Below are 24,425 nucleotides of genomic sequence, written 5' to 3' on the forward strand. Positions count from 1 at the left end.
CTCACTCTCCTCCCACGCTTCATTATTCCTACCCGGGCATCCGTGGCCCAGGCGGTCTGTCAGCCGCCGCTGGCGGCGTGGCGATTCTTGACCCGCACGTAATGCTCGGCGGAGTACTTCAGCGAAGCACGCTCGGCCTCGGTCAGCACGCGGGCCTTGACCAAGGGATTGCCACGATAAAGATGACCGGACTCCAGGCGCTTGCCGGGCGGCACCAGCGAACCGGCCGCCAGCAGCACCTCGTCCTCGATCACCGCCTGATCCATGACGATGCTGCCCATGCCGATCAGCACGCGGTTGCCGATGGTGCAGGCATGCAGGATCACGCCGTGGCCGACAGTCACGTCGTCACCGATCTCCAGGCCGCAACCGCCGGGCGTGTAGGGGCCATCGTGGGTGACATGCAGGCAGGCGTTGTCCTGGACATTGCTGCGGGCGCCGATGCGGATGCGATTGACGTCGCCGCGCACCGTGGCCAGCGGCCAGATGCTGCTGTCGGCGCCCAGGCTGACGTCGCCGATCAGCTGCGCCGACTCGTCCACCCAGGCGCCCTCTGCCAGGCTCGGACGGATGCCCTCGAAGGCGCGGATCAAGGCCTCGGCTCCGTCGCAGGCAGCGTCGCCGGTTGCGGATCCGGTTTCAGGCCGCTCTTGCGCAGCACGAAGTCCTTCACATAGCTCATCACGTCCGATTGCCCCTGCAACGGCTGGCTGAGGGTGGCGACGATCCAGCCGTGGCTCATCTTCGGATAGATCACCGTCTCCACCGGCCCGCCGGCGGCGCGGACCTTGGCGGCGAAATTGCGGGTGTTCTTCGGCCACACCGACTCGTCGTTCTCGCCGTGCAGCAACAGCAGCGGCGGATTGCGGCCATCGACATGGTTGATCGGCTGGGTGTCGGCATAGCGCTCGGGCGGGCCGAACATGTCCTTGATGTCGGGGTCGGTGAAGGGCATGAAGTCGTAAGGCCCGGCCAGGCCGATCATGCCGGACAGCCAGACCCGCGAGCCGCCCACCGCCGACAGATAGGACTCGTCGGCAGCGAGCATCGCCGCGTTGTAGGCGCCGGCCGAGTGCCCCATCACGAACACCCGGCCGATGTCGCCACCGTAGCGCACGATGTTGTCGTGGACCCAGCGCACCGCCTGCGCGGAGTCCTCGACGAAGGCCGGGAACTTCACCTGCGGGTACAGCCGGTAATCGGGCAGCACCGCGACGAAACCCTGCTTGGCCAGGGCGGCGCCGACAAACTCGTACAGCTCCTTGCTGCCCTCGCTCCAGCGGCCGCCGTAGAAGAACACCACCACCGGAGCGTTCTGGCTGCCGTAGGGGGTGTAGACGTCCAGCTTCAGCCCCTGGGCCGGGGCGTAGACGATATTGGTGGAGCGGCTGTAGCCGCTGGTCGGGGTCAGGCCATTGAGCAGCTGCTGGCCGGAGCAGCCTCCGAGCAGGCCCGTCAGGGCCGAAAGCAGGCCGATACGCATCCAAAATCTCCGAAACACAGGCGATCTCTCCAACAACGGTGCACAAACACCAATATGACGAACTATGCCTGCTTACGCCGGAGGACGGCTGGCGGAGGCAAAAAAGAAGGCCCTCCTTGTGGGAGGGCCTAAGCGGAACGGTCAAACCGTCTGGGAAGGACGGTAGGGATGAATTGCCTTGGGGAGGGCGTCAAGACCGTTCCGAAGGGAACGTTGAAGGTTTTGGGCGCGTCGCGACACTGTCTCGTGATTTTACGATGCGCCTCAGAACCGAATGGTCGCAGAAAAGTTCATTCGCTGACAAATCCGTCTATCCGCCGCTCAACGGCGGGAAATCACGGCTCTCCCTCCCAGATTCAAGACCGTTCGTTCAAGCGATTGTTTTTGCTTTCGTTTTGGAAATTCACTACAACTTCGAAACCTGCCATTACGTTCACGCATGCCCCGGAAAGGTCGATAAAAATTTTTGCACGCACCGTTCACAATTGCTGAATTCCGGCCTCGGAGAACGGTCGCGCCTTGCAAGCGCGCTGGCTGTCTCCATCCTCATTCCACCATTGACTGTCACGAGTATCTGCCGTGTCCGCGCCCTTCGTCTCTGAATTACCCGCTTTCGACCACCTGCGCCCCGAGGATTCGGCACAGGCGCTGGAACAGGTCCTCTCCCAGAACCGCGAGGAGCTGGTCAGCCTGCTGAGCCGCAGCGAGTTCCGCTGGGAAACGCTGGTGGAGCCGCTGGAGGAAATGGGCGACCGGCTATCGCGCAGCTGGGGGCCAATCTCTCACCTGTTCGGCGTCTGGAGCACCCCGGAATGGCGTGCCGCCTACAACGCCGGCCTGCCGAAGGTTACCGAGTATGGCGTCGAGGTCTCCCAGAACGAGGCGCTATACCGGGCCTACCGCTCGCTCGCCGACAGTCCGGCGTTTGCCGGCTACTCGCCCACCCGCCGCAAGCTGGTGGAGGACGCGCTGCGGGACTTCCAGCTCTCCGGTATCGCCCTGCCGCCGGCCCAGAAGGAGCGCTTCAAGGCCATCAGCCTGCGGCTGTCCGAACTCCAGGCCAAGTTCGAAGAAAACGTCATGGACAGCGTGCAGGCCTGGCAGCTGCTGATCGCGGAAGAAGCGGAACTGGACGGCATGACCGAGGCCGCCAAGACTGCGGCGCGCGCGAAGGCCCAAGCGAAGGGGCTGGAAGGCTGGCTGCTGACGCTCGACTTCCCGAGCTACGACGCCGTCATCACCAAGAGCCGTAATCGCGCGCTGCGCCAGAAGCTCTACGAGGCCTATGCCACCCGCGCCAGCGACGTCGGGCCGCACGCCCCGGGCCACGACAACAGCGCCCTGATGTCCGAAATTCTCGCCTTGCGCCGCGAGGAGGCCGAGTTGCTCGGCTACGCCGACTACGCCGAACTGTCGCTGGCGACCAAGATGGCGGATTCGCCAGCCGAAGTGGAGCAGTTCCTGCGCGAGCTGGCCAGCAAGGCCCGGCCACGCGCGCTGCAGGAGCTGGAGCAACTGCGGCAACTGGCCGCCGCCGACGGGGTTGCCGATCTGCAGGCCTGGGACCTCGCCTACTACTCGGAGCAGCTGCGCGAACGGACCCTGGGCCTCTCCGACGAAGCCCTGCGCCCCTACTTTCCCTTCCCGCAGGTCCTGCGCGGCATGTTCGATCTGGTCGAGCGCCTGTTCGGCGTCCGCATCGCCGCGCTGGAAGGTGTGCCGACCTGGCATCCCGAAGTCAGCGTTTATTCGCTGGCGCATGCCGACGGCGAGTGGATCGGCGCCTTCTACCTCGATCCCTATTCGCGTCCCGAGACCAAGCGCGGCGGCGCCTGGATGGACGAGTGCATCGGCCGCCGCCGGCTGACCGCAGGGAGCCTGCAACTGCCAGTGGCCTATCTGGTGTGCAATTTCACCCCGCCCCAGTCCGGCGAGCCGGCGCTGCTGACCCACGACGAAGTGTTGACCCTGTTCCACGAATTCGGCCACGGCCTGCACCACCTGCTGACCCGCGTCGAAGAAGGAGCGCTGGCCGGCATCCGCGGCGTCGAATGGGATGCCGTCGAACTGCCCAGCCAGTTCATGGAGAACTGGTGCTACGAGCCGACCACGCTGAAACTGTTCGCCCGCCACTGGCAGACCGGTGAGCCGATGCCGGACGCGATGATCGAGCAGCTGCGCGCCGACCGCCGCTTCCAATCCGGCCTCGCCACCCTGCGGCAGGTCGAGTTCGCGCTGTTCGACTTGAGCCTGCACCGTGACCAGCAGCCGCCCAGTAGCCTGCGCCTGCTGGAACTGCTCAATACCATCCGCGACGAGGTTTCAGTGCTGAAACCACCGGCACTGAATCGCATGCCCTGGAGTTTCGGCCATATCTTCGCGGGCGGCTACGCCGCTGGTTATTACAGCTATAAATGGGCGGAGGTGCTTTCTTCCGACGCCTTTGCGGCGTTCGAGGAAGCGGGATTTACCCCGGAAGTCGGCCACCGGTTCCGCGATGCCATCCTGGCGGCAGGCGGCTCGCGTCCGGCCATGGGCAATTTCGTCGAATTTCGCGGTCGCAAGCCGGTGGTGGAGCCCTTGCTGCGCCATTCCGGCCTGCTGGAATCCAGTGAATAGATCAGGTTAAAAAATACCCGCAAAGACCAATTTCAATTGGATTCAAAATATCGCAAAATAAATAGCCGCAAATTGCGGCGCTCACTTTATTACTGAATTCGGCCATGAACGAACTCGAAAAACTCTCTCTTGAAGAACTGCTGAGCCTGCAGAAGCAGGTCGCGACGGAAATCGACAGCCGGCGTTCGGCCGAGAAAGCCAAGGCCCAGCAGGAAATCCTGGCGCTGGCCAGCCGCTATGGGCTGGCCGTGCAGTTTGCCGGCGGTAGCGCGCCCAAGGCCGCGAAGGCTCCGAAAACCGGCGGCAGCGTGGCACCGAAGTACCGCCACCCGCAGGACAGCTCGCTGACCTGGACCGGCCGCGGCCGCTCGCCGGTTTGGGTTGCCGAGTGGAAGACCAAGCACGGCTCGCTGGACGCCATCACCATCAAGTAATGGTGGGCTGCAGCCCCCGCAGCAACTGCGGGGGCTGGGCGGTGAAACCAAATCAGTGCTCGGTTGGATCCGCCAGCAGCAATAAAAAACCGCGCCGTAGCGCGGTTTTTTATTGCCCATGATTCGAAATGCGCGATCAATTGCGCTTCATCGAATCAAAGAAGTCGGCATTGGTCTTGGTATGCCGCAGGCGATCAAACAGGAGTTCCATCGCCGCCAGCTCATCCATGGAATGCAGGAGTTTGCGCAGTATCCAGACCTTGTTGAGATCCTGCGGATTCATCATCAACTCTTCCTTGCGGGTACCGGAGCGGTTGATATTGATGGCCGGGAACACCCGCTTTTCGGCGATACGGCGTTCCAAGTGGATTTCCATATTGCCGGTGCCCTTGAACTCCTCGTAGATCACTTCGTCCATCTTGCTGCCGGTATCAACCAGAGCAGTGGCGATGATGGTGAGACTGCCGCCTTCCTCGATATTGCGGGCGGCACCGAAGAAACGCTTGGGCTTCTGCAGGGCATTGGCATCGACACCACCGGACAACACTTTGCCGGAGCTGGGCGCCACGGTGTTGTAGGCGCGCGCCAGACGGGTGATGGAGTCGAGCAGGATCACCACGTCGCGCTTGTGCTCGACCAGGCGCTTGGCCTTTTCGATCACCATTTCCGCGACCTGCACGTGGCGGGAGGCGGGTTCGTCGAAGGTGCTCGCCACCACCTCGCCGCGCACCGTGCGCTGCATGTCGGTGACTTCTTCCGGACGCTCGTCGATCAGCAGCACGATCAGGTAGGCGTCCGGATAATTGGCCGCCAGCGACTGCGCGATGTTCTGCATCAGGATGGTCTTGCCGGCCTTGGGCGGCGAAACGATCAGGCCGCGCTGGCCCTTGCCGAACGGCGCGACGATGTCCACCACGCGAGCGGTGATGTCCTCGGTGGTGCCGTTGCCGCGCTCCATCTTGTACTGCTCGTTGGCGAACAGCGGCGTGAGATTCTCGAAGCTGACTTTCTTGCGGCTGGCTTCCGGCGGCTCGTAGTTGATCGAGTCCACCCGCAGCAGCGCGAAGTAGCGTTCGCCGTCCTTGGGCGAGCGCACCCGGCCGTGGATGGTGTCGCCGGTACGCAGATTGAAGCGGCGCACCTGGCTGGGCGAGACGAACACGTCGTCCGGCCCGGCCTGGTAGCTGGAGTCCGGGGTGCGCAGGAAGCCGTACTGGCCATCCGGCATCACCTCCATCACGCCGTCGGCCATGATGTGGTCGCCGCGCTTCGCCGCCGCCTTGAGCAGGGCAAAGATCAGGTCCTGCTTCTTGGTGCGGGCGATGTTTTCCAGGCCCAGCTGCTCGGCCATCTCCAGCAGCTCCGCCGCCGACTTCTTCTTGAGGTCGGCGATGTGCAGGATCTTCGGCGGCTCCAGGCTGACCGGCTGACCGCCGGCGCCGGGCACATGGCCGTTGCCATTGCCGTTGGGGCGCGGCTGACGGCGCGGCTGGTCGTCGTAATCGCCAGGCTCGTCGCTCATCTGCGGCGGCGGCGGGATCGGCGCGTCGTAACCGGGCGGGATGGCGCCCGGCGGCAGCGGCTGGCCGTTTTCATCGAGAAACACCGGCGCCTGCGCGGCAGCGGCGGCCTGCTGGGCGAGCAACTGCGCCTGGGCCTCTTCCTCGGCGAGGAAATCCTCGACATCCATCGGCAAGCCTTGCTGCTGGTGCGAGCCCTGCTGACCAGGGCCGCGACCCTTGTTGCGATGTCCGTGGAAGCGACGACGATTTTTCATCGAGGAAGACGGCGGTTTCGGAGGTTGTTTAGACAAGGTGTGGAGTCACGAAAGCGGCAAGCTGGGTCTTGGCGACCGCGCCTACCTGGGTGCCGGCAGGAGCGCCGTTCTTGAACAGGATCAGAGTGGGAATGCCGCGAATACCAAACTTAGGCGGCGTACCCGGGTTTTCATCGACGTTGAGCTTGACCACCTTCAGCTTGCCGGCGTTTTCGGCGGCGACCTGTTCCAGAATCGGCGCGATCATGCGGCAGGGACCGCACCATTCGGCCCAGAAATCGACCAGGACCGGCAGGTCGGACTTCAGGACGTCCTGCTCGAAAGAGGTGTCGGTAACAGCGCTGATGTGTTCGCTCATGGCAAAAACTCCGGTGGATGGGGCGCGCGGGGAGAGGGTTTTTAGGCGCAAGCCCAGAGTGGGGACCGCGCGCTTCAAACGCAACGCTAGCCAGCGCGAATCGCGATTGAATCTTTCAGCGAGTGGGATTGATTGGCTTGATGGGCTCGGTGCCACAGCGGGCGTCGGTTTGGGACTTGCCACGCGAGAGCCGTATAGTTACGAAGTATTTGAATTGATCCCGAAGCCATTTGCAAGCCGCCCGACGGCTTTGCCGAAGCCTCATACCCGCCCATGCGCCCCTGCTGTCGGCCGGCGCAGCACTCCAACTCGATGAAACCCGATCACTTAAGCGACGTCACCTTCGCCTCACTCAACCTCCATCCGCGCCTGCTCTCCGGCCTGGAAAAACTCGGCTACGGCCACTGCACTCCCATCCAGGCCGCCTGCCTGCCGCGTGCCCTCGCCGGTCAGGATCTCGCCGGTCAGGCACAGACCGGCACCGGCAAGACCGCAGCCTTCCTGCTCGCCACCATGCAGCACCTGCTGACCAACGCCCCGCGCTCGCCGGAAGGCGTGGTCGCTCCGGGCGCCTTCATGCTGGCGCCGACCCGCGAGCTGGCGGTGCAGATCTACAACGACGCCAAGGCCCTGGGCGCCGACACCGGCCTGTCGATGACGGTCTGCTACGGCGGCGCCGGCTACGAGCAGCAGCGCGCCGAGATCGAGCGCGGCGTCGACATCCTGATCGGCACGCCCGGCCGCCTGATCGACTTCTACAAGCAGAAGCTCTACACCCTCGACTACGTCGAGATCATGGTGCTGGACGAAGCCGACCGCATGTTCGACTTAGGCTTCATCGACGACATCCGCTACCTGCTGCGCAAGATGCCGCCGCCGGCCGAGCGCAAGAGCTATCTGTTCTCGGCCACGCTCAGCCACCGGGTGCTGGAACTGGCCTTCGAGCACATGAAGCCGGACGTGCAGAAGATCGAGATCGAGCCCGAGCAGGTCACCGCCGAGCGCGTGAAGCAGGCGCTGCTGCACATCTCCAACAGCGACAAGTTGCAGGCACTGGTCGGCCTGCTGCGCCAGCACGATCCGGTGCGCACCCTGGTGTTCGTCAACACCAAGCGCGACTGCGAGCAGGTGGAGAACGCGCTCAATCTCAACGGCTTTGAGGCCGCCACCCTGTCCGGCGACGTCGCCCAGACCCGGCGTCTGAAGCTGTTGCAGGACTTCAAGGACGGCAAGCTGCCGATCCTGGTCGCCACCGATGTCGCCGCCCGCGGCCTGCACATCAGCGGCGTCACCCACGTCATCAACTTCGACCTGCCGCAGGACGCCGCCGACTACGTGCACCGCATCGGCCGCACTGCCCGCGCCGGCGCCCAGGGCGACGCCATCTCGTTCTGCTGCGAGAGCTATGTCTACTCGCTACCGGATATCGAGAACTACATCGGCATGCGTATTCCGGCGCTGCCGGAAAGCGTCGAACAGCTCAAGGCCGGCGTGCCCTACTACGTCGCCCCGCCGCGCCCGAGCCGTGACTTCCGTGGCGGCCCGCGTCGCGGCGGTGGCGGTGGCCGTCCCGGCGGCGGTCGCGGCGGACCGCGCCGCCGCTGACGCGCGGCCACGCCCCCGCGATTTATAGCGGCAGCAATTCCGGCAGTCGTTGGACTGCCGGGAACTCGATGATTTCGCGCGGCGGCTGTCCGCTGTCGGGATGGGCGATGGCCAGCACCTGGCCGATGCCGAATGCGCGCGCCGCGCGCAGCACCGGCAGGCTGTCGTCGACGAACAGCGCCTGCTCGCGCGGAAACGGATGGCGGGCCATCAGGCCGTTCCAGAAATCCGGCGACTCCTTCGGCGCACCGAAATCGTGCGAGCAGACGATGCGGTCGAAATAGCCGGTCAAGCCGGTGTGTTCCAGCTTCAGCGTCCAGCTATCGCGATGGGCATTGGTGGCCAGCCAGACCTGCTTGCCGGCAGCCCGCAGCGCCTTCAAAAAGTCTTCAGTGCCTTCCAGCGCGCGGATGCGCTCCCGGGTGGCGCGCTTGAGCGCGGCCATGTTGAGGCCGGTGAGGCGACTCCAATGGTCGGTGCAATACCAGGGCAGCGTGTGCTGCAGACCGGTGAAGTGCGGCTCCAGCGCGGCGCGCGCTGCTTCCACGCTCAGACCCTGGGCGGCCGCGTAGGCCTGCGGCACGTGCTCGCGCCAGAAGTAGTTGTCATAGGCGAGATCGAGCAGGGTGCCATCCATATCCAGCAGCACCCAGTCAACCCTCATCCAGTCCACGAGCTCGGTTTTCATCCTGCCTATGATACGGGCATGAACACCCACGACCTGCTGGACGCCGTCACCCGCATCGCGCTGGATGCCGGCCGCGAGATTTCGCGCATCTACCAATCCGACTTCGCGGTACAGAGCAAGGGCGACGATTCGCCGCTCACCGAAGCCGACCTCGCAGCCCAGCGCTGCATCGCCGCCGGCCTCGCGGCGCTGACGCCGGAGGTGCCGCTGATCTCCGAGGAGAGCCCGCTGCCGCCGCACGCCGAGCGCCAGCGCTGGCCCTGCTACTGGCTGATCGACCCCCTCGACGGCACCCGCGAGTTCATCAAGCGCAATGGCGAGTTCACCGTCAACATCGCGCTGATCGAAGCCGGCCAGCCGGTGCTCGGCGTGGTCCACGCGCCGGCGCTCGACGTCACCTACAGCGCCGCCCGCGGCCTGGGCAGCTACAAGGGGCTGTGCAGCGAACGGCTCGCGCTGAAGACCCGCCCCTTCCCGGCGCGCCCGGTGTTCCTGGTCAGCCGCTCGCACCGCGATCCGCGCCTGGACACCTTCCTGGCACGGGCGCCGGCGCACGACGCCGACGGCGTCGGTTCCTCGCTGAAGTTCTGCCGCGTCGCCGAAGGTATCGCCGACCTGTATCCGCGCCTGGGACCCACCAGCGAATGGGATACCGCCGCTGCCCAGTGCGTGCTGGAAGTGGCCGGCGGCGCGGTGCTGCGCCTGCCCGACCTGCAGCCGCTGGGCTACAACGGCAAGGACTCGATCCTCAATCCGGAGTTCATCGCCGTCGGCGACCGCAGCGTCGACTGGCGCGCCCTGCTCGGATGAACCGCCGGCAGGCCGGCACGGCCTACCGCGAGCGCATCGCAGCGCTGTTGGCGGAGCTGGGCCTGCCAGCCAGCCTGTTTGCCGACCGCCCGCTGCGCCTGATTGCGGAGGCGCGTCGGCTGACGCCGGTCGGCCTAGGCACCGACGGCCGCGACAAGCTGCTGACTCCCGGCGCTGCCCGCGCCTGGCGGTCTCTGCGCGCGGCGGCGGCAGGCGATGGCGTCGAACTGCTACTGATCTCCGGCTTTCGCAGCGTCGACTATCAGGCCGCGCTGATCCGCGCCAAGCTGGCGCGCGGCCTGAGCGCCGAGGAAGTGCTGCGCATCAACGCCCCGCCTGGCTACAGCGAGCACCACAGCGGCCGCGCAGTAGACATCGGCTGCACCGGGACGGCGGCGCTCGACGAGGCCTTCGAGACCACGCCCGCCTACGACTGGCTGCGCCGGCATGCGGCGGAGCACGGCTTCCGGATGTCGTATCCGCGCGGCAACCGCCAGGGCTATCTCTACGAACCCTGGCACTGGTTCCATGTCGGGTCCACGGCCGCCAACAAGCCCGCCATGTAGGAGCGGGCCTTGCCCGCGACCGCCAGGTCTAGACCCGCACCTCGGAAAAATCCCGCGCCGACGGGTGTTGCGGGAAGGCCTTGGCCTGGGCGTCGCGCAGCAACTGGGTGGTGGCCAGGCCGGCCTCGCGCGCGGCGTCCAGCTCCTCGCCGATGTCGGAGAGAAACAGCACTTCGCCAGCCGGCAGGCCAATCTCCGCGACGATGTGCCGGTAGGAGGCCACCTCCCGCTTGCCGCCGATGCGGGTGTCGAAATAGCCGGAGAACAGCGGGGTGAGATCACCGTAGGCGGTGTGGCCAAAGATCAGTTGCTGCGCCTCCACCGAACCGGAGGAATAGACGTAAAGCCCCAGCCCCTGCGCATGCCAGCGCCGCAGGTAGTCCGGCGTATCCGGGTAGACATGCCCCTCGAGTTCACCGGCGGCATAGCCCTGCGCCCAGATCATGCCCTGCAGAGCCTTGAGCGGCGTTGCCTTGCGGTCCTCGGCGATCCAGCGCTCCAGCACGTCGGCGGCGTCTTCCAGGGTGAGCTGCCGGCCTTCGGCCTCGGCGACGGCGTGGACCTGCACCGCCACTTCCGGCCGCCGCGCCTGGGCGCGCAGAAAGCTGCGAAGGTGTGCCTTCGCGTAGGGGAACAGGGTCTGGTGGACGAAGTCGATCGAGGAGGTGGTGCCCTCGATATCAGTCACTATGGCTTTGATCATTGCATTCTCCGAGCCGTCCTTGGCGTTGTGTCCAGCCCGGACATCCATGTCCGGGCGTTCGCCGGGCTGGAGTGCCATTCAAGGCACTCCAGCTTCCTCCGGCTCACCCCTCGATGTCGGTCAGGATCGCGCGGATCGTCACACTCCGGCTCCCGCGTATTCGGGGAAGCTCTTGGCGATGGGATCGCCGGTGAAATTGCCGACCCAGCCGTCCGGCCGGGTGAAGAAGCGGATCGCCTTGAACAGCGGCTTGGGCCCCATGTCGAACCAGTGGGTGGTGTCGGCCGGCACCTCGATCAGATCGCCGGCGGTGCAGAGGATCTGATAGACCTTGCCGCCGGTGCGGATGTAGAACACGCCGGCACCGTCAACGAAGAAGCGGATCTCGAAGTCAGCGTGCGTGTGTTCGGCGAGAAACTTGCCGCGCGCCGCCTGCGCCTGCTCGTGCTCCGGGTGCATGGACACCACGTCCACCGACTGGAAGCCGTACTTGGCATTGAGCGCGGCAACCGAGCCCTCGTAGGCCTTGAGCACCGTTGCCGGGTCGGCGTCCGGCGCCAGTTGGGCGTCGGCGCGCCAGCGCTCCATCGGCACGCCGACCGCCGCCAGCTCGCGCTGGATGGTGGCGAAATCGCTGCTGTGCAGCAGCACCTGGTCGGGACGGTGGTCGGGGGTGATGGTCAACGTGGTCACAGCATGGCCTCCCGCAGATGGCATTCCAGCATGAATTCGATGGCCTCGACCCGGTGCCGCGCCTGCGCCACTGTGGCGCCCCAGGCGTAGAGGCCGTGGCCGGCGATCAGGTAGGCCGGCGTCGTCGGCGCCTGCACCATGTGGGCATCGACGACCGCGCTCAAGCGGGCGATGTCCTGGTCGTTGGCGAACACCGGGATCGCGACATTGGACTGCGGATCGGGCGCGCCGGGTAGCACTTTCAGCAATTCGTAGTTGCTTAGAACGATTTGCGCATACCGCCGCGACAGCACGGTGTTGGCAGTGGAATGCGTGTGCAGCACCGCGCCGGCGTCGGCGTGACGGCGGTAGATCTGCATGTGCAGCAGGGTCTCGTAACTGGCCTTGCGCCCGGCTTCCAGGGGTTTGCCATCGAGGTCGGCGATCAGGAAGTCGGCCTCGGCCAGCTCGCCCTTGTGATTGCCGCTGGCGGTAATCAGCACCCGCTCCGAGTCCAGCCGCGCGGAAAAATTGCCGCCCGTGGCCGGCACCCAGCCACGGGCATGGAACAGGTTTCCGGCCGCGATCATCTGGCGGGCCTGTTCGGCGATGCGGACGGAGTCGTTCATGGGGCGCGCAGGATAGGGCGAGGCCGATGGCGCTTCAATGAAGCGGGCTTGGCGGCAGCGTTCAGCGCAGGCGATCCGCGCCCGGCTGCAGGCCGATGAAGGGCAATGCACCGCCGGCCATGGTCTGCGGCAGCACGCCGTTCCATTTGTCGATGGCCTTGCTCTGCACCTCGATCTCGCGCAGCTTGAGCAGGTCGGGGGTGATCTCCTGCTTCTGGGCACGCAGGCTCGCCGCCTCGGCCTCGGCGGTGGCGATGCGCTGCTTGGCCTCGATCTGGATGCGCTCCAGATCGCGCTGCGCCTTCAGCGCCAACTGCTCGGCCTCCTGCTTGGACTCGATGGCCTGGCGGAACTGGTCGGAAAACCGGAAATTGGTGATCGACACCTCGTCCAGCGCCAGGGCATTTTCGGCGCGGGCGTTGATCTTCTCGGTGAGCAGCGCGCGGATGCTGCCGCGCACTTCCTCACGCCGGGTGATGAGCTCTTCGGCGGTGTACTTGGCGGTGACTGCCTTGAAGGTCTCCTGCACCGCCGGGTCGATCACCTTCTGCTCGAAACCCGGGCCGACATCCCGGTAGAGCGTGGCGGTGAGCGCCGGATTGATGCGGTAGTTGAGCGTGATGGCGGTGTGCACCGTCTGCAGATCGCGGCTGGCGGCCTCGCCCTCGGAGTCGGCGCGCGCCACCCGCACGTCGATCTTCACCACCTGCGACAGCGGATTGACCAGGTGCAGGCCCTCGTCCAGCGGCAGCGGATCGACCTTGCCGAACAGGGTCACCACGCCGCGATGGCCGGCCGGCACCACCGAGAACGGCGAGAAGCGCGCGAAGAACAGGATCGCGGCGATGGCCAGCACGATCCACTTGATGAACGAGGTACGCATGGGAACAGCTCCGGCAGAACCAGCAGGATCAAGACGACGGAAGCGGGCGTCGAAGGTGGCCATCGGCTAGACCAGGAACACCGCCGCCAGGGCCAGGAAGATGAAAAAGCCCATGCTGTCGGTGCAGGCAGTGAGCAGCACCGAGGAACCCATCACCGGATCGCGGCCGAAGCGCTGCAGGGTGAGCGGAATCAGCACCCCGGCGGCGGCGGCCACCCAGAGATTGAGCAGCACGGCAGCGGCGATCACCAGCGCCAGCGGCCACTGGTGATACAGCGCCAGCGTCGCCAGGCCCAGCACCGAACCCCAGAGCGAACCGTTGACGGTGGCGATGGTGAATTCCTTGCTGAACATCTTGCGCAACTGCGTCGGCCCGAGCTGGTTGAGCGCCAAGCCACGGATCACCAGCGCCACCGTCTGGTTGCCGGTGTTGCCGCCAATCGAGGCCACCATCGGCATCAGCGCAGCGAGCGCCACCAACTGGACGATGATGCCCTCGAAGGCGCCAATCACCCGCGAGGCGACGAAGGCGGTGAGCAGATTGAGCGCCAGCCAGGGCCAGCGGTTCTTGGCGCTTTCCATCGCCGGCGCGAACAGGTCTTCCTCCTCCGACAGACCGACCTGGCGCAGGCTCTCGCTCTGGGCGCGCTCGTTGATGGCGTCGACCACCGCATCGACGGTGATGCGCCCCACCACCTGCTTGTGCAGATTCACCACCGGCGCGGAGATGAGGTCGTATTTCTCGAAGGCGGTGACCGCGTCGGCGATGGCATCGCCGGTATAGAAATACGTTGGATCGGCGGTCATCACGTCCTTGACCTCCCGCTCCGGCTCCGAGAGCAGCAACTGCTCCAGCGACAGCACCCCGCGCAGGTGACCACCGCGATCCATGACGATCAGCTGGTTGATTTCCGGCGGCAGCGATTTCTGCCGGCGCAGCAGGCGCAGCACCGCCTCCAGGGAGGCGTCCTCGCGCACCGACAGGAAGTCGAGGTCCATCATCGAGCCGACGCTGTTCTCCGGGAAGGACAGCACCGAGCGCACCTCGGCCTGGTCGTCCCGGTCCAGGCGTACCAGCACCTCCTGGCTCAGCTCCTCGGGCAGCTCGGTGAGCAGTTCGGCGATGTCGTCGGAGTCGAGGTGGCGGACCACCGCCGCGATCTCCTCCGGCCGCATGTCGCCGAGCAGGGCCCGCAGCACCGCCTCGTTGATCTCCAGCAGCACGGCACCGCGCCGCTCCGGCCGCACCAGTCCCCAGGCCGCCTCGCGGGCATCGGGCGGCAGGCTTTCGAGGATGAAGGCGACGTCGGCCGGGTGAAGCTGGGCGAGCTTCTGCTCCAGTTGCGCCTGTTGCTGGCGGGCAACCAACTGCGCCACCACGTCCTGGCGGCTGTTGCCCTCGGAGCGACTCACCAGCTCCCGCTCGACCGCCTGGCGCGTCAGCAGATCAATGATCTGCTCGCGCGCCTGCTCGAGGTGGCGGTGATGGAGGCGTTCCTGGGATTCGCTCATGGCCGCGAATGGTAGCCCGGAAAAATGAAAAAGCCCGCATGGAGCGGGCCTTTCGGAAAACTGGATCCCCGCCTTCGCGGGAATGATTTCGCGCCGAGGCGCGAGATCACTTGATCTTGGCTTCCTTGAACACGACGTGCTTGCGCACGACCGGGTCGTACTTCTTGAACTCGAACTTCTCGGGCGTGTTCTTGCGGTTCTTCTTGGTCGTGTAGTAGTAACCGGTGCCTTCGGTGGAGACGAGCTTGATCTTCTCGTTGTCCTTCTTCTTGCCAGCCATTGCTCGATCTCCTTACTTGGCCACTTCGCCGCGGGCGCGGAGGTCAGCGAGCACCGGCTCGATGCCCTGCTTGTCGATGATGCGCAGGCCGTGGTTGGACACGCGCAGCTTCACGAAGCGCTTTTCGCTCTCAACCCAGAACCGGTGCGTGTGCAGGTTGGGCAGGAAGCGGGTCTTCTTCTTGACGTTGGAGTGGGAAACGGTGTTTCCCACCATCGGCTTCTTGCCAGTGACTTGGCAGACTCGGGACATGGCTGAAAGACCTCTACGGGAGGGGTTATCCAGGCTCCCGCGAATGCGGAAACCTGACAAAAAGGGCGCGAAGTATGCCGGCCGGCCAAAGATTAAGCAAGCGCCCGTCGCCGACGGCTAGAGGAGCCCGCGTTCGGCGAACGACAGGGGCGCGCCCTCGCCCACCACGAAGTGATCCAGCACCCGCACCTCGATGGTGGCCAGCGCCTGCCGCAAGCGCTCGGTGAGCCGGCGATCCGCTTCGCTGGGATCGGGCGTTCCGGAAGGATGATTGTGAGCAAAGATCACCGAGGCCGCGCCCAGCCGCAGCGCCGCCTTCACCACCTCGCGCGGGTAGACGCTCGCCTCGCTGAGCGTGCCCTCGGCCAGCAGTTCGCAGGCGAGCAGGCGGTTCTGGGCATCCAGGAACAGACCGCAGAACAGCTCACGGTCGCGGTCGCGCAGACGGCTGGCCAGGTAGCTGCGCACCAGCGCCGGCTCGCGCAGCAGGTCGCGCTCGGCCAGGGTCTCGCCGAGGTGGCGGCGCGCCAGCTCCAGCACCGCCTGCAACTGCGCGTACTTGGCCTCGCCCAGCCCCTTGGCGACGCAGAAGGCGGCGCGCTCGGCGCCCAGCAAACCGCGCAGGCCGCCAAACCGGGCCAGCAGCTCGCGGGCCAGATCGACCGCGCTCAGCCCCGGCAGGCCGGTACGCAGGAAGATCGCCAGCAGTTCGGCATCGGACAGGCCGGCGGCACCGCGCGCCAGCAGTTTTTCGCGCGGACGCTCGCCTTCCGGCCAGTCGCGGATGCTCATCCGCCGCCGCCCGCCAGTCCTGGCGGCAGCGGGCAGTGCAGGCTGGCACAGGCCACCCGCAGCAGTTCCACTTCGCCGACGCTGACCCGGCCGTTGTGGGCCAGGGTGAGCACCAGGGCCTCCACCAGCAACTGCTTGGCCGGGGCAGCCAGTTCATCCAGGGCATCCAGCGCGGCATCCAGCACCGGCCAGGCCACCGCGCCGGGATAGCGGCGCGCCTGGCGTGGGTAGAGATGACTCCAGCCCTCGGCGTAGGCACGCCGCGCCGCCTCGGGTTCGGCATTGCCGGCCTCGGCCATCGCCGCCAGCAGGCTGGACACCGCGTCCTCGCTGCCAGCAAGCCGGCGGCGACCGCTTTCGTGCACCTGCGGCGGCGCCAGCAGGTCGGCAAGCTGCATGCGCAGCATCCGGCCGAGCACGAACTCGAAGGCGCAGACCCGACCGTCGGCCTGGCTCACCGCCGCGATCACCGCCATGGTGCGTTTCAGCTCCAGCACCGGCTGGCGGCGCAACAGCGGGAAGGCCAGCGCCGCCAGCGGCAAGCGCTGGGCCGGATGCAGATTGGCCTGGCGCTCGCGCCAGTAGCGCGCCTTGATCGCGGTCGGCTCCCCGAGCTGGGCGGCGATCAGCCGCAGTTGCTCGGCGGCCAGCGCGTCGTCGCGGCCGTGCAGCAACAGCGCCAGCAGCAGCGCCGGCGCTTCCGATGCCTCTTGCACGCCGGCGGCCAGTTCCGGCGGCAGGGTGGCGTGCAATTGCTCGGCGTAGCGGTAGTCGTCGGCGCCGGGATGGGCGACCTGGGCGATCACCTGCTCCGGGCTCAAGGAGCCGCCGCCGGCTTGCAGCCGCGAGACCGGCAGCTCGTCCTGCTCGGAAACGTAATAGCCGGGATCGTTGACCTGCTCCGCGACTGCGCGCAGCGCCTCCGGCCTGAAGCCGGGCTCCAGGCGGCGGATGCGCGCCAGCACCGGCGGATGGGTGGCGAACAGCCAGTGCAGACCGAAACCGTCGCCGAACAGCATGTGGCTGACCTGTTCGCCACGACCATTGGAAAGCTGCGAACCAAGGTCGTAGCCGGCAATTTTTTTCAGCGCCGTCGCCAGTCCGAGGGTCTGGCGGGTGAACTGCACCGCCGAGGCATCGGCCAGGAATTCGCGCTGCCGCGAGATGCGCGCCTTGATCAGCCGCCCGAACAGCAGCCCGACCGCGCCGGCCGCCATCAGCCCGCCACCCAGCACCGTCAGCGTGCCGCCGCGCTTGCCGCCGCGCGGCGTCGACTCCAGCAGCTCACGGCCGATCACATGGATCACCAGCAGGCCGAACACCAGGCCCATCAAGCGGATGTTGAGCCGCATGTCGCCGTTCAGCACATGGCTGAACTCGTGGGCGATCACGCCCTGCAATTCGTCGCGGTTGAGTTTTTCCAGACTGCCTCGGGTCACCGCGATGGCGGCATCGGCCGGCGCATAGCCCGCAGCGAAGGCGTTGATGCCGGACTCCTGTTCCAGCACATAGACCTCCGGCACCGGCAGGCCGGAGGCGATGGCGATCTCCTCCACCACGTTGCGCAGCCGCCGCAGGCGCGGGTCGCGGGTGCCTGGGTCCACCCGCACGCCGCCCAGCGACTGCGCGACCGCGCCGCCGCCGGCCCGCAGCTGGCTGATCTTGAACAGGCTGGCAAGGCTGATGACCAACAGCACCAGCAGCGCGCCGGCCGCCACCAGCGCCGGCGTCGGCAGGCGCAGGTCGGCGTAGAAGAGATCCTGGCTGCTGGCCGCCGAGACCGTGAGTGCCAGTACGCCACCGACCAGCACGGCGACGATCAGCACCGCCACCACGAAGGCGCAGAGCATCCAGCGCGACTGCGCGCGGGCCCGCGCCTGGTGCTCGAAGAAGTTCATCGCCGTAGCGACACGAACCGCCTACCGAGGTCAGAAGCTGACTTTCGGCGCCTGCCTTGCTTCTGGCGTCTCCAGCTCCAACGATTGCGCCGCAGCAAAGCCGAACAGGCCGGCGACGAAGTTGTTGGGGAACACCTCGCGCTTGTTGTTGTAGCTCAGCACGCCGTCGTTATAGGCCTGGCGGGCGAAGGCGATGCGGTTCTCGGTGGACGCCAGCTCCTCGCTGAGCTGCTGCATGTTGGCGCTGGCCTTGAGTTCCGGATAAGCCTCGACGGTGGCGGTGAACCGGCCCAGAGCGCCGCCGAGCAGGCCCTCGGCGCTGGACAACTGGCGCATCGCCGCTGGATCGCCGGGATTGGCCTGCGCCGCCTTGAGCGCGCTCAGCGCGCCACCGCGCGCGGCGATCACCGCTTCCAGCGTGCCGCGCTCGTGGCCAAGGTAGGCCTTGGCCGTTTCCACCAGGTTGGGGATCAGGTCGTGCCGGCGCTGGAGTTGCACGTCGATCTGCGCGAAGGCGTTCTTGTAGCCGTTGCGCAGCGTCACCAGCCCGTTGTAGACGCCGATCAGGAAAAACGCCAGCAGACCCAGCACCAGCAGAAAGATGACAGCGGACATCGCACGCTCCCTTTGATCCAGATGTCGAGGCGACCCAGCGTCGAGCATAGCGGGCCTTACAATGCGCGTCATGACTACAGCTACTCCTCGCAAGCTGCTGCTCGGCGTCACCGGCGGCATCGCCGCCTACAAGGCGGCGGAACTGACGCGCCTGTTCGTCAAGGCCGGCTGGCAGGTGCAGGTGGTGATGACCGCCCACGCCAGCGAGTTCGTCACCCCGCTGACCTTCCAGGCGCTCACTGGCCGGGAGACGCGCGGCGCGCTGTTCGACCCCCAGCACGAAGCGGCCATGGGCCACATCGAGCTGGCACGCTGGCCGGACGCGATCCTGATTGCGCCGGCCTCGGCCAACAGCCTGGCGAAGCTGGCCCAGGGTCTGGCCGACGACCTGCTCTCGACGCTCTGCCTGGCCACCGACAAGCCGATCTTCGCGGCACCGGCGATGAACCGCCTGATGTGGGCCAACGCCGCCACCCAGGCCAATATTGCCGTGCTCCGGCAGCGCGGCCTGCGCCTGCTCGGCCCCGGCGCCGGCGCCCAGGCCTGCGGCGAGACCGGCGAAGGCCGCATGTGGGAGCCCGAGCAGATCTTCGAAGCGGTGGTCGCGCAGACCGGCGCCGCCGCGCCCGCCGATCTCGCCGGCCTGCACGCGGTGGTAACCGCCGGCCCCACCCGCGAGCCGCTGGACCCGGTGCGCTTCCTCACCAACCGCTCTTCCGGCAAGCAGGGCTACGCGGTGGCCGAGGCGCTCGCCGCGCGCGGCGCGCGGGTGACGCTGATCTCCGGCCCCACCCAGTTGGCGACGCCGCGCGGCGTCACCCGCATCGATGTCGAAAGTGCCGAGCAGATGCTGGGCCTGAGCCTGGCCGCCGCCGCCGAGGCGCAGATCTTCGTCGGCGCCGCTGCGGTGGCCGACTACCGCGCCAGCGAGGTCGCCGGCGAGAAGATCAAGAAGACCGGCGAGTCGCTGACCCTGGTGCTGAGCAAGAATCCCGACATCCTCGCCACCGTGCGCGCCGCCCAGCCCGGGCTGTTCATGGTGGGCTTCGCGGCGGAAACCGAGAAGCTCGCCGAGCACGCGCGCGGCAAGCTCAGCAACAAGAAGCTCAACCTGATCGCCGCCAACTGGGTCGGCAACGGCAAGGCCTTCGACACCGAGGACAACGCCTTGCAGCTCTACTGGCCGGAGGGGGAGCAGGAAATCCCCGCTGCCAGCAAGGCCGAGGTCGCCCGGCAACTGGTGGACCGCATCGTCTCGCTCTACCAGGCCCGCTAACCCCTTAACCCGCGCCTTACCCGCGCTGACCATGAAGAACATCCAGCTCAAGATTCTCGACCCGCGCGCCGCGCAACCCGCCTACGCCACGCCCGGCTCCGCCGGCCTGGACCTGCGCGCCATCCTCGACGCGCCGCTGGAGCTGGCGCCGGGGCAGACCACCTTGATCAAGACCGGGTTGTCGATCTTTATCGGCGACGCCGGTCTGGCGGCGGTGATCCTGCCGCGCTCCGGCCTCGGCCATAAGAGCGGCATCGTGCTCGGCAACCTGGTCGGCCTGATCGACTCCGACTACCAGGGCGAGCTGATGGTGAGCTGCTGGAACCGCAATCCGCCCGGCACCGCCCCCTTTGTGATCCAGCCCGGCGAGCGCATCGCGCAACTGGTGCTGGTGCCGGTGGTGCAGGCGGCGTTCGAGGTGGTGAGCGAATTCCACGCGGTTTCCGACCGTGGCAGCGGCGGCTTCGGCTCCACCGGCCGCGCCTGAGCGTCACACTCCGTCATCATTCCGTCGCAGAACCTTCACCCCGCATTGATCCTCGCAGCGTAGAACGCCGGCCATCGTCGTCACCCTGTGAGGCATCCATGGCCCGGGACGGACTGCTCCATGTCAGCAACATCCGCAAGCAAATGCCCATCGACATCAGCAACGCCCAGAACATCGCCCGGGTCCTGACCGAGGCGCTGCCCTACATCCGGCGCTTCTCCGGCAAGACCTTCGTGGTCAAGTACGGCGGCAACGCCATGAAGGGCGACGACATGATCCAGTCCTTCGCGCGCGACATCGTGCTGATGAAGCGCGTGGGCATGAATCCGGTGGTGGTGCACGGCGGCGGCCCGCAGATCGGCGGACACCTGGAGAAGCTCGGCAAGAAGAGCGAGTTCATCGAGGGCATGCGGGTCACCGATGGCGAGACCATGGACGTGGTCGAGATGATGCTCGGCGGCCTGGTCAACAAGGCCATCGTCGCCGCCATCAACCAGCAGGGCGGCCAGGCGGTGGGCCTCACCGGCAAGGACGGCGGCCTGATCCGCGCCAAGAAGCTCACCATCAAGGGCCAGGACCTCGGCCAGGTCGGCGAGGTGGACTCCATCGACCCGCGCGTGGTCACCCACCTCGAAGCCGGCGGCTTCATCCCGGTGATCGCGCCGGTGGGCGTCGGCAGCGAGGGCGAGGCCTACAACATCAACGCCGATCTGGTCGCCGGCAAGCTCGCCAGCGTGCTCAAGGCCGAGAAGCTGATGCTGCTCACCAACGTGATGGGCGTGAAGGACAAGGAAGGCAATGTGCTCACCGGCCTCACCGTGCCACAGGTGCAGGCGCTGATCGCCGACGGCACCATCTACGGCGGCATGCTGCCGAAGATCCAGTGCGCGCTCGACGCGGTGAACTCGGGCGTGAAGACCGCCGTCATCATCAACGGCGAGCTGGACCACTCGGTGCTGCTGGAGCTGTTCACCAACGACGGCATCGGCACCCTCATCAAGGCGCACTGAGTCGCCCGCGCGCGCTCAGGCGCGGTGGTAGGGGTGATTGGCGTTCAGGCTCCAGGCCCGGTACAGGGCCTCGACGACCAGCACCCGCACCAGCGCGTGCGGCAGCACCAGCTTCGACAGACCCCAGCTTTCCTCGGCGCGGGCCAGCACTTCCGGCGCATGGCCGTCCGGGCCGCCGATGGCCAGCGCGACATCGCGGCCGTCCTGCTGCCAGCGTTGCAGGCGTAGCGCCAGTTGCTCGGTGGTCCATTGGCCGCCGCGCTCGTCCAGCGTCACCAGCCGCACCTCGCGCGGCAGCGCCTTGAGGATTTTTTCGCCCTCGTCGCGCTTGAGCCGCGCCAGGTCGGGGTTCTTGCCACGCGGCGTCACCGCGATCTCGCTCAGGGCGAAGCCGTATTCCGGCGGCAGGCGGCGGCTGTAGTCGGCGAAGGCTTCTTCCACCCAGCCCGGCATGCGGGTCCCGACGGCGATCAGGCGCAGCTTCATGCCTTTCGCCGCCGGCCGACGCTAGCGCGCTTTCTTCGCCGCAGGCTTCTTGGCGACTGCTTTCTTGGCAGCAGGCTTCTTCACGGCGGCTTTCTTCGCGACCAGCTTGCTCAGCGGTTTCGGAGCGGACTTGGCAGCGGATTTGGCGGCCGACTTGCTGGCGGCGGTCTTGGTGACTGGCGCGGCTTTCTTGGCCGGGGCCGATTTCTGGGGAGCGACGGCCTTCCTGGCCGGCACTGCCTTTTTCACAGCCGCTTTCTTGACCGGCGCTTTGGCCTTGCTCTTGACCTTGGCCTTCGCCGGCTTGGGTTCGTCGAGCACCGGCTTGGGCTGGCCCAGATCCCAGAGCTTTTCCAACTGGTAGTGGGCACGCGCCGAGGCTTGCAGGGTGTGGACCACCACCCCGTTGAGATCCACCAGCGCCCACTCGCCCTGCTCCAGCCCCTGCGAGGACAACGGCCGCACGCCGGCTTCCAGCGCCTTCTCGATGACGCTGTCGGCAAGCGCCTTGACGTGGCGGCTGGAGGTGCCGGTGGCGATCACCAGATGATCGGTGACACTGGTCAGGCCGCTGACATCAATCACCTGGATGTCGACACCCTTGACGTCTTCGAGGGCGCCGACGGCGAGCTTGGTGAGCTGGTTGGTATTCATCAGTGTTTGGATTGGTCGTCCTGGTCGGTGAGGGCTTGCAGATCCTGCGGGGTCAGCGCGTCGAGAATGGCGTCGGGCACCAGCCCGCGCACCGAGTGACCGGTGCGCAGCAGGCGGCGGATGCGGGAAGACGAGATTTCCAGCAGCGGCAGCGGCAGCTCCAGCCAAAGACCGGCCGGCACCGCGCGCAGCGCCTCGACGCTATCGGCATGGCGCTCGGCGAGGATGTCGGCCTCCACCGGTGGCAGCAGCGCCGAACCAGGGCGAGACACCACCGCCAGATGGGCAAGGTCGAGAATCTCGCGCCAGCGGTGCCAGGTGTGGAAATGCGCGAAGGCGTCGGCGCCCAGCAGCAGCACCAGCGGCGTGCGCGGCCGCCATTTCTTCAGCTCGGCGAGCGTGTCGATGGTGTAGCTGGGGCCTTCGCGCTTGATCTCGCGGTCATCGGCGATCAGGCCCTTTTCCTTGGCCACCGCGCGCCGCACCCATTCCAAGCGCTTCTGCGGCGACACCCGCGAATCCGGCCGGTGCGCCGGGTGGGCGGTGGGGATCAGCCGCACCTGCGAGAGCTGCAGGCGATCCATCGCCTCCAGCGCCAGACGCAGATGACCGTTGTGGAAGGGCGCGAAGGCGCCGCCGAAGATGCCGATGGGAGCGATAGCCACGCGGCGGGCCTAGCGGACCTGCCCGTCGCCCAGCACCACCCACTTCTGCGAAGTGAGTCCTTCCAGCCCCACCGGCCCGCGGGCGTGGAACTTGTCGGTGCTGATGCCGATCTCGGCGCCGAGTCCGTACTCGTAGCCGTCGGCGAAGCGGGTAGAGGCATTGACCATCACCGAGGCCGAGTCCACCTCGCGCAGAAACCGCCGCGCGCGTGTGTAGTTCTCGGTGACGATGCTGTCGGTGTGCTGGCTGCTGTAGTCGTTGATGTGGCGGATCGCAGCATCGAGGCCATCGACCACCCGGATCGCCAGGATCGGCGCCAGATACTCGGTGCGCCAGTCTTCCTCGGTGGCGGGCTTGGCCTCCGGCAGGAACTTGCGGGTGCGCTCGCAGCCGCGCAGCTCCACTTTCAGGTCGCGGTAGATGCGGCCCAGTTCGGGCAGCGCGCGCGGCGCCATGCTGGCATCGACCAGCAGGGTCTCCATGGTGTTGCAGGTGCCGTAGCGCTGGGTCTTGGCGTTGACGGCGATGGCGATGGCCTTTTCCAGATCGGCATCGGCGTCGATGTAGACGTGGCAGATGCCGTCGAGATGCTTGATCACCGGCACCCGGGCGTGTTCAGCGACGAAGGCCACCAGGCCCTTGCCGCCGCGCGGGATCACCACGTCGACGAACTGCGGCATGGTCAGCAGCTCGCCGACGGCGGCGCGGTCGGTGGTGGACAGCACCTGCACCGCATCGGCCGGCAGACCGGCGCGTTGCAGCGCACGACGGATGCACAGGGCGATGGCCTGGTTGGACTGGTGCGCCTCGGAGCCGCCGCGCAGGATGGTGGCATTGCCGCTCTTCAGGCACAGCGCGGCGGCGTCGGCGGTGACGTTGGGCCGCGACTCGTAAATGATGCCGACCACGCCCAGCGGCACCCGCATCTTGCCGACCTGGATGCCGGAGGGGCGCAGCGCAAGATCGGTCATGGTGCCGACCGGATCGGGCAGCGCCGCCACCTGGCGCACGCCGTCGGCCATCGCCTCGATGCGCGCCGGGGTCAGCTCCAGGCGGTCGAGCAGGGCGGCATCGAGGTTGTTGTCGCGGGCCCGGCGCATGTCCTCGCGATTGGCTTCGAGGATCGCCTCGGCCTCTTCGACCAGACGCTCGGCGAGGGTGAACAGGGCGGCGTTCTTGGCGCCGGTGTCGGCCTTGGCCAGCTCGCGGCCGGCGGCGCGGGCCTTGGCGCCCAGGTCCTGCATGTAGGCCTTGAGGGCCGCTGCGGTTT

At 66.9% G+C, this 24,425-nt stretch carries 28 protein-coding genes; 9 read left to right on the forward strand and 19 right to left on the reverse strand.

Annotation, left to right across the window (positions count from 1 at the left end; all coding sequences use genetic code 11):
* Positions 1–59 precede the first annotated feature (59 nt).
* Both ED208_RS01500 and ED208_RS01505 read right to left on the reverse strand, forming a co-directional pair.
* Positions 60–593: a gamma carbonic anhydrase family protein gene (locus ED208_RS01500; protein ID WP_123210083.1), complete on the reverse strand. Its 534-nt coding sequence runs from the start codon at positions 591–593 to the stop codon at positions 60–62.
* A complete protein-coding gene (locus tag ED208_RS01505; protein WP_123210084.1) occupies positions 590–1,483 on the reverse strand; it encodes an alpha/beta hydrolase in 894 nt (297 codons plus the stop codon). Before ED208_RS01505 ends, ED208_RS01500 begins: the two co-directional genes overlap by 4 nt.
* A 257-nt stretch (positions 1,484–1,740) precedes the next feature.
* On the opposite strand from ED208_RS01505, the gene ED208_RS16925 reads away from it, so the two are divergent.
* From ED208_RS16925 to ED208_RS01515, 3 genes are all read left to right on the forward strand, one after another.
* Complete coding sequence (locus ED208_RS16925; RefSeq protein ID WP_148044652.1) at positions 1,741–2,085, forward strand: hypothetical protein; 345 nt, start codon at positions 1,741–1,743, stop codon at positions 2,083–2,085.
* Positions 2,063–4,102: a M3 family metallopeptidase gene (locus ED208_RS01510; RefSeq protein ID WP_123210085.1), complete on the forward strand. Its 2,040-nt coding sequence runs from the start codon at positions 2,063–2,065 to the stop codon at positions 4,100–4,102. Before ED208_RS16925 ends, ED208_RS01510 begins: the two co-directional genes overlap by 23 nt.
* A gap of 104 nt (positions 4,103–4,206) precedes the next feature.
* Entirely contained in the window at positions 4,207–4,536 is a 330-nt protein-coding gene (locus ED208_RS01515; protein WP_123210086.1) for an H-NS histone family protein, read from the forward strand.
* Between the two features lie 136 nt (positions 4,537–4,672).
* Here ED208_RS01515 and rho read toward each other — a convergent pair whose 3' ends face one another.
* Both rho and trxA read right to left on the reverse strand, forming a co-directional pair.
* Positions 4,673–6,058, reverse strand: coding sequence for a transcription termination factor Rho (gene rho, locus ED208_RS01520; protein ID WP_436286618.1), 1,386 nt, complete (start codon positions 6,056–6,058; stop codon positions 4,673–4,675).
* Positions 6,059–6,341: 283 nt separating this feature from the next.
* On the reverse strand, positions 6,342–6,671 hold the full coding sequence (trxA, locus tag ED208_RS01525; protein WP_123210087.1) for a thioredoxin TrxA: 330 nt from the start codon (positions 6,669–6,671) through the stop codon (positions 6,342–6,344).
* A 312-nt stretch (positions 6,672–6,983) separates the two neighbouring features.
* On the opposite strand from trxA, the gene ED208_RS01530 reads away from it, so the two are divergent.
* Complete coding sequence (locus ED208_RS01530) at positions 6,984–8,276, forward strand: DEAD/DEAH box helicase (protein WP_123210088.1); 1,293 nt, start codon at positions 6,984–6,986, stop codon at positions 8,274–8,276.
* A 22-nt stretch (positions 8,277–8,298) separates the two neighbouring features.
* On the opposite strand, the gene yrfG is transcribed toward ED208_RS01530, so the two are convergent.
* The gene (gene yrfG / locus ED208_RS01535; RefSeq protein ID WP_123210089.1) at positions 8,299–8,964 is read right to left on the reverse strand and encodes a GMP/IMP nucleotidase; all 666 of its coding nucleotides are present in this window, start codon (positions 8,962–8,964) and stop codon (positions 8,299–8,301) included.
* A gap of 18 nt (positions 8,965–8,982) precedes the next feature.
* Here yrfG and cysQ point away from each other — a divergent pair, with 18 nt between their 5' ends.
* Both cysQ and ED208_RS01545 read left to right on the forward strand, forming a co-directional pair.
* Complete coding sequence (gene cysQ / locus ED208_RS01540) at positions 8,983–9,774, forward strand: 3'(2'),5'-bisphosphate nucleotidase CysQ (RefSeq protein WP_123210090.1); 792 nt, start codon at positions 8,983–8,985, stop codon at positions 9,772–9,774.
* Positions 9,771–10,340, forward strand: coding sequence for a M15 family metallopeptidase (locus tag ED208_RS01545; RefSeq protein WP_123210091.1), 570 nt, complete (start codon positions 9,771–9,773; stop codon positions 10,338–10,340). The genes cysQ and ED208_RS01545 overlap by 4 nt, the downstream gene beginning before the upstream one ends.
* A 28-nt stretch (positions 10,341–10,368) precedes the next feature.
* Here ED208_RS01545 and mtnC read toward each other — a convergent pair whose 3' ends face one another.
* The 10 genes from mtnC to ED208_RS01595 all read right to left on the reverse strand — a co-directional run bounded on the left by mtnC (position 10,369) and on the right by ED208_RS01595 (position 18,576).
* Entirely contained in the window at positions 10,369–11,043 is a 675-nt protein-coding gene (mtnC, locus tag ED208_RS01550; RefSeq protein WP_123210092.1) for an acireductone synthase, read from the reverse strand.
* 138 nt (positions 11,044–11,181) lie between these two features.
* Positions 11,182–11,736 (reverse strand): 1,2-dihydroxy-3-keto-5-methylthiopentene dioxygenase, encoded by a 555-nt coding sequence (locus ED208_RS01555; protein ID WP_233574741.1) that lies wholly within the window; start codon positions 11,734–11,736, stop codon positions 11,182–11,184.
* Entirely contained in the window at positions 11,733–12,344 is a 612-nt protein-coding gene (locus tag ED208_RS01560) for a methylthioribulose 1-phosphate dehydratase (protein ID WP_123210094.1), read from the reverse strand. Before ED208_RS01560 ends, ED208_RS01555 begins: the two co-directional genes overlap by 4 nt.
* 61 nt (positions 12,345–12,405) lie before the next feature.
* Positions 12,406–13,227: a prohibitin family protein gene (locus ED208_RS01565; protein ID WP_123210095.1), complete on the reverse strand. Its 822-nt coding sequence runs from the start codon at positions 13,225–13,227 to the stop codon at positions 12,406–12,408.
* A gap of 66 nt (positions 13,228–13,293) precedes the next feature.
* Entirely contained in the window at positions 13,294–14,739 is a 1,446-nt protein-coding gene (gene mgtE, locus ED208_RS01570) for a magnesium transporter (protein ID WP_123210096.1), read from the reverse strand.
* Between the two features lie 106 nt (positions 14,740–14,845).
* Positions 14,846–15,019, reverse strand: a complete 174-nt coding sequence (gene rpmG / locus ED208_RS01575; protein ID WP_123210097.1) for a 50S ribosomal protein L33 — start codon at positions 15,017–15,019, stop codon at positions 14,846–14,848.
* Positions 15,020–15,031: 12 nt separating this feature from the next.
* Positions 15,032–15,271 (reverse strand): 50S ribosomal protein L28, encoded by a 240-nt coding sequence (gene rpmB / locus ED208_RS01580; RefSeq protein WP_123210098.1) that lies wholly within the window; start codon positions 15,269–15,271, stop codon positions 15,032–15,034.
* Positions 15,272–15,388: 117 nt separating this feature from the next.
* Positions 15,389–16,063 carry a RadC family protein gene (gene radC / locus ED208_RS01585; RefSeq protein ID WP_123210099.1) on the reverse strand — a complete coding sequence of 225 codons (675 nt, stop codon included), beginning with the start codon at positions 16,061–16,063 and terminating at the stop codon, positions 15,389–15,391.
* A complete protein-coding gene (locus tag ED208_RS01590) occupies positions 16,060–17,961 on the reverse strand; it encodes a M48 family metalloprotease (protein ID WP_123210100.1) in 1,902 nt (633 codons plus the stop codon). Before ED208_RS01590 ends, radC begins: the two co-directional genes overlap by 4 nt.
* 30 nt (positions 17,962–17,991) lie before the next feature.
* Positions 17,992–18,576 carry a LemA family protein gene (locus tag ED208_RS01595; RefSeq protein ID WP_123210101.1) on the reverse strand — a complete coding sequence of 195 codons (585 nt, stop codon included), beginning with the start codon at positions 18,574–18,576 and terminating at the stop codon, positions 17,992–17,994.
* A 70-nt stretch (positions 18,577–18,646) separates the two neighbouring features.
* On the opposite strand from ED208_RS01595, the gene coaBC reads away from it, so the two are divergent.
* From coaBC to argB, 3 genes are all read left to right on the forward strand, one after another.
* Complete coding sequence (gene coaBC / locus ED208_RS01600) at positions 18,647–19,852, forward strand: bifunctional phosphopantothenoylcysteine decarboxylase/phosphopantothenate--cysteine ligase CoaBC (protein WP_123210679.1); 1,206 nt, start codon at positions 18,647–18,649, stop codon at positions 19,850–19,852.
* Positions 19,853–19,883: 31 nt separating this feature from the next.
* On the forward strand, positions 19,884–20,339 hold the full coding sequence (gene dut / locus ED208_RS01605; RefSeq protein ID WP_123210102.1) for a dUTP diphosphatase: 456 nt from the start codon (positions 19,884–19,886) through the stop codon (positions 20,337–20,339).
* A 131-nt stretch (positions 20,340–20,470) separates the two neighbouring features.
* On the forward strand, positions 20,471–21,349 hold the full coding sequence (gene argB, locus ED208_RS01610; RefSeq protein WP_366512200.1) for an acetylglutamate kinase: 879 nt from the start codon (positions 20,471–20,473) through the stop codon (positions 21,347–21,349).
* A 15-nt stretch (positions 21,350–21,364) separates the two neighbouring features.
* Here argB and rlmH read toward each other — a convergent pair whose 3' ends face one another.
* Genes rlmH through ED208_RS01630 form a run of 4 tightly spaced genes read right to left on the reverse strand, consistent with a single transcriptional unit; the run spans position 21,365 to position 24,399 of the window.
* Entirely contained in the window at positions 21,365–21,835 is a 471-nt protein-coding gene (gene rlmH, locus ED208_RS01615) for a 23S rRNA (pseudouridine(1915)-N(3))-methyltransferase RlmH (RefSeq protein WP_123210103.1), read from the reverse strand.
* 21 nt (positions 21,836–21,856) lie between these two features.
* Positions 21,857–22,489 (reverse strand): ribosome silencing factor, encoded by a 633-nt coding sequence (gene rsfS, locus ED208_RS17855; protein WP_123210104.1) that lies wholly within the window; start codon positions 22,487–22,489, stop codon positions 21,857–21,859.
* Positions 22,489–23,154, reverse strand: a complete 666-nt coding sequence (nadD, locus tag ED208_RS01625) for a nicotinate-nucleotide adenylyltransferase (protein ID WP_123210105.1) — start codon at positions 23,152–23,154, stop codon at positions 22,489–22,491. The genes rsfS and nadD overlap by 1 nt, the downstream gene beginning before the upstream one ends.
* Before the next feature lie 9 nt (positions 23,155–23,163).
* On the reverse strand, positions 23,164–24,399 hold the full coding sequence (locus ED208_RS01630) for a glutamate-5-semialdehyde dehydrogenase (protein WP_123210106.1): 1,236 nt from the start codon (positions 24,397–24,399) through the stop codon (positions 23,164–23,166).
* Between the last annotated feature and the right edge of the window lie 26 nt (positions 24,400–24,425).

Source organism: Stagnimonas aquatica (assembly GCF_003730135.1).
Lineage (GTDB): Bacteria > Pseudomonadota > Gammaproteobacteria > Nevskiales > Nevskiaceae > Stagnimonas > Stagnimonas aquatica.

Excerpts from the sequence above, each read along its gene's own strand:
- ED208_RS01505 (WP_123210084.1), bottom strand. The coding sequence starts at position 1,483 with ATGCGTATCGGCCTGCTTTCGGCCCTGACGGGCCTGCTCGGAGGCTGC.
- ED208_RS16925 (WP_148044652.1), top strand. The coding sequence starts at position 1,741 with ATGCGCCTCAGAACCGAATGGTCGCAGAAAAGTTCATTCGCTGACAAA.
- ED208_RS01515 (WP_123210086.1), top strand. The coding sequence starts at position 4,207 with ATGAACGAACTCGAAAAACTCTCTCTTGAAGAACTGCTGAGCCTGCAG.
- rho (WP_436286618.1), bottom strand. The coding sequence starts at position 6,058 with ATGAGCGACGAGCCTGGCGATTACGACGACCAGCCGCGCCGTCAGCCG.
- trxA (WP_123210087.1), bottom strand. The coding sequence starts at position 6,671 with ATGAGCGAACACATCAGCGCTGTTACCGACACCTCTTTCGAGCAGGAC.
- ED208_RS01530 (WP_123210088.1), top strand. The coding sequence starts at position 6,984 with ATGAAACCCGATCACTTAAGCGACGTCACCTTCGCCTCACTCAACCTC.
- yrfG (WP_123210089.1), bottom strand. The coding sequence starts at position 8,964 with ATGAAAACCGAGCTCGTGGACTGGATGAGGGTTGACTGGGTGCTGCTG.
- cysQ (WP_123210090.1), top strand. The coding sequence starts at position 8,983 with ATGAACACCCACGACCTGCTGGACGCCGTCACCCGCATCGCGCTGGAT.
- ED208_RS01545 (WP_123210091.1), top strand. The coding sequence starts at position 9,771 with ATGAACCGCCGGCAGGCCGGCACGGCCTACCGCGAGCGCATCGCAGCG.
- mtnC (WP_123210092.1), bottom strand. The coding sequence starts at position 11,043 with ATGATCAAAGCCATAGTGACTGATATCGAGGGCACCACCTCCTCGATC.
- ED208_RS01560 (WP_123210094.1), bottom strand. The coding sequence starts at position 12,344 with ATGAACGACTCCGTCCGCATCGCCGAACAGGCCCGCCAGATGATCGCG.
- ED208_RS01565 (WP_123210095.1), bottom strand. The coding sequence starts at position 13,227 with ATGCGTACCTCGTTCATCAAGTGGATCGTGCTGGCCATCGCCGCGATC.
- mgtE (WP_123210096.1), bottom strand. The coding sequence starts at position 14,739 with ATGAGCGAATCCCAGGAACGCCTCCATCACCGCCACCTCGAGCAGGCG.
- rpmG (WP_123210097.1), bottom strand. The coding sequence starts at position 15,019 with ATGGCTGGCAAGAAGAAGGACAACGAGAAGATCAAGCTCGTCTCCACC.
- rpmB (WP_123210098.1), bottom strand. The coding sequence starts at position 15,271 with ATGTCCCGAGTCTGCCAAGTCACTGGCAAGAAGCCGATGGTGGGAAAC.
- radC (WP_123210099.1), bottom strand. The coding sequence starts at position 16,063 with ATGAGCATCCGCGACTGGCCGGAAGGCGAGCGTCCGCGCGAAAAACTG.
- ED208_RS01590 (WP_123210100.1), bottom strand. The coding sequence starts at position 17,961 with ATGAACTTCTTCGAGCACCAGGCGCGGGCCCGCGCGCAGTCGCGCTGG.
- ED208_RS01595 (WP_123210101.1), bottom strand. The coding sequence starts at position 18,576 with ATGTCCGCTGTCATCTTTCTGCTGGTGCTGGGTCTGCTGGCGTTTTTC.
- coaBC (WP_123210679.1), top strand. The coding sequence starts at position 18,647 with ATGACTACAGCTACTCCTCGCAAGCTGCTGCTCGGCGTCACCGGCGGC.
- dut (WP_123210102.1), top strand. The coding sequence starts at position 19,884 with ATGAAGAACATCCAGCTCAAGATTCTCGACCCGCGCGCCGCGCAACCC.
- rlmH (WP_123210103.1), bottom strand. The coding sequence starts at position 21,835 with ATGAAGCTGCGCCTGATCGCCGTCGGGACCCGCATGCCGGGCTGGGTG.
- rsfS (WP_123210104.1), bottom strand. The coding sequence starts at position 22,489 with ATGAATACCAACCAGCTCACCAAGCTCGCCGTCGGCGCCCTCGAAGAC.
- ED208_RS01630 (WP_123210106.1), bottom strand. The coding sequence starts at position 24,399 with ATGCAGGACCTGGGCGCCAAGGCCCGCGCCGCCGGCCGCGAGCTGGCC.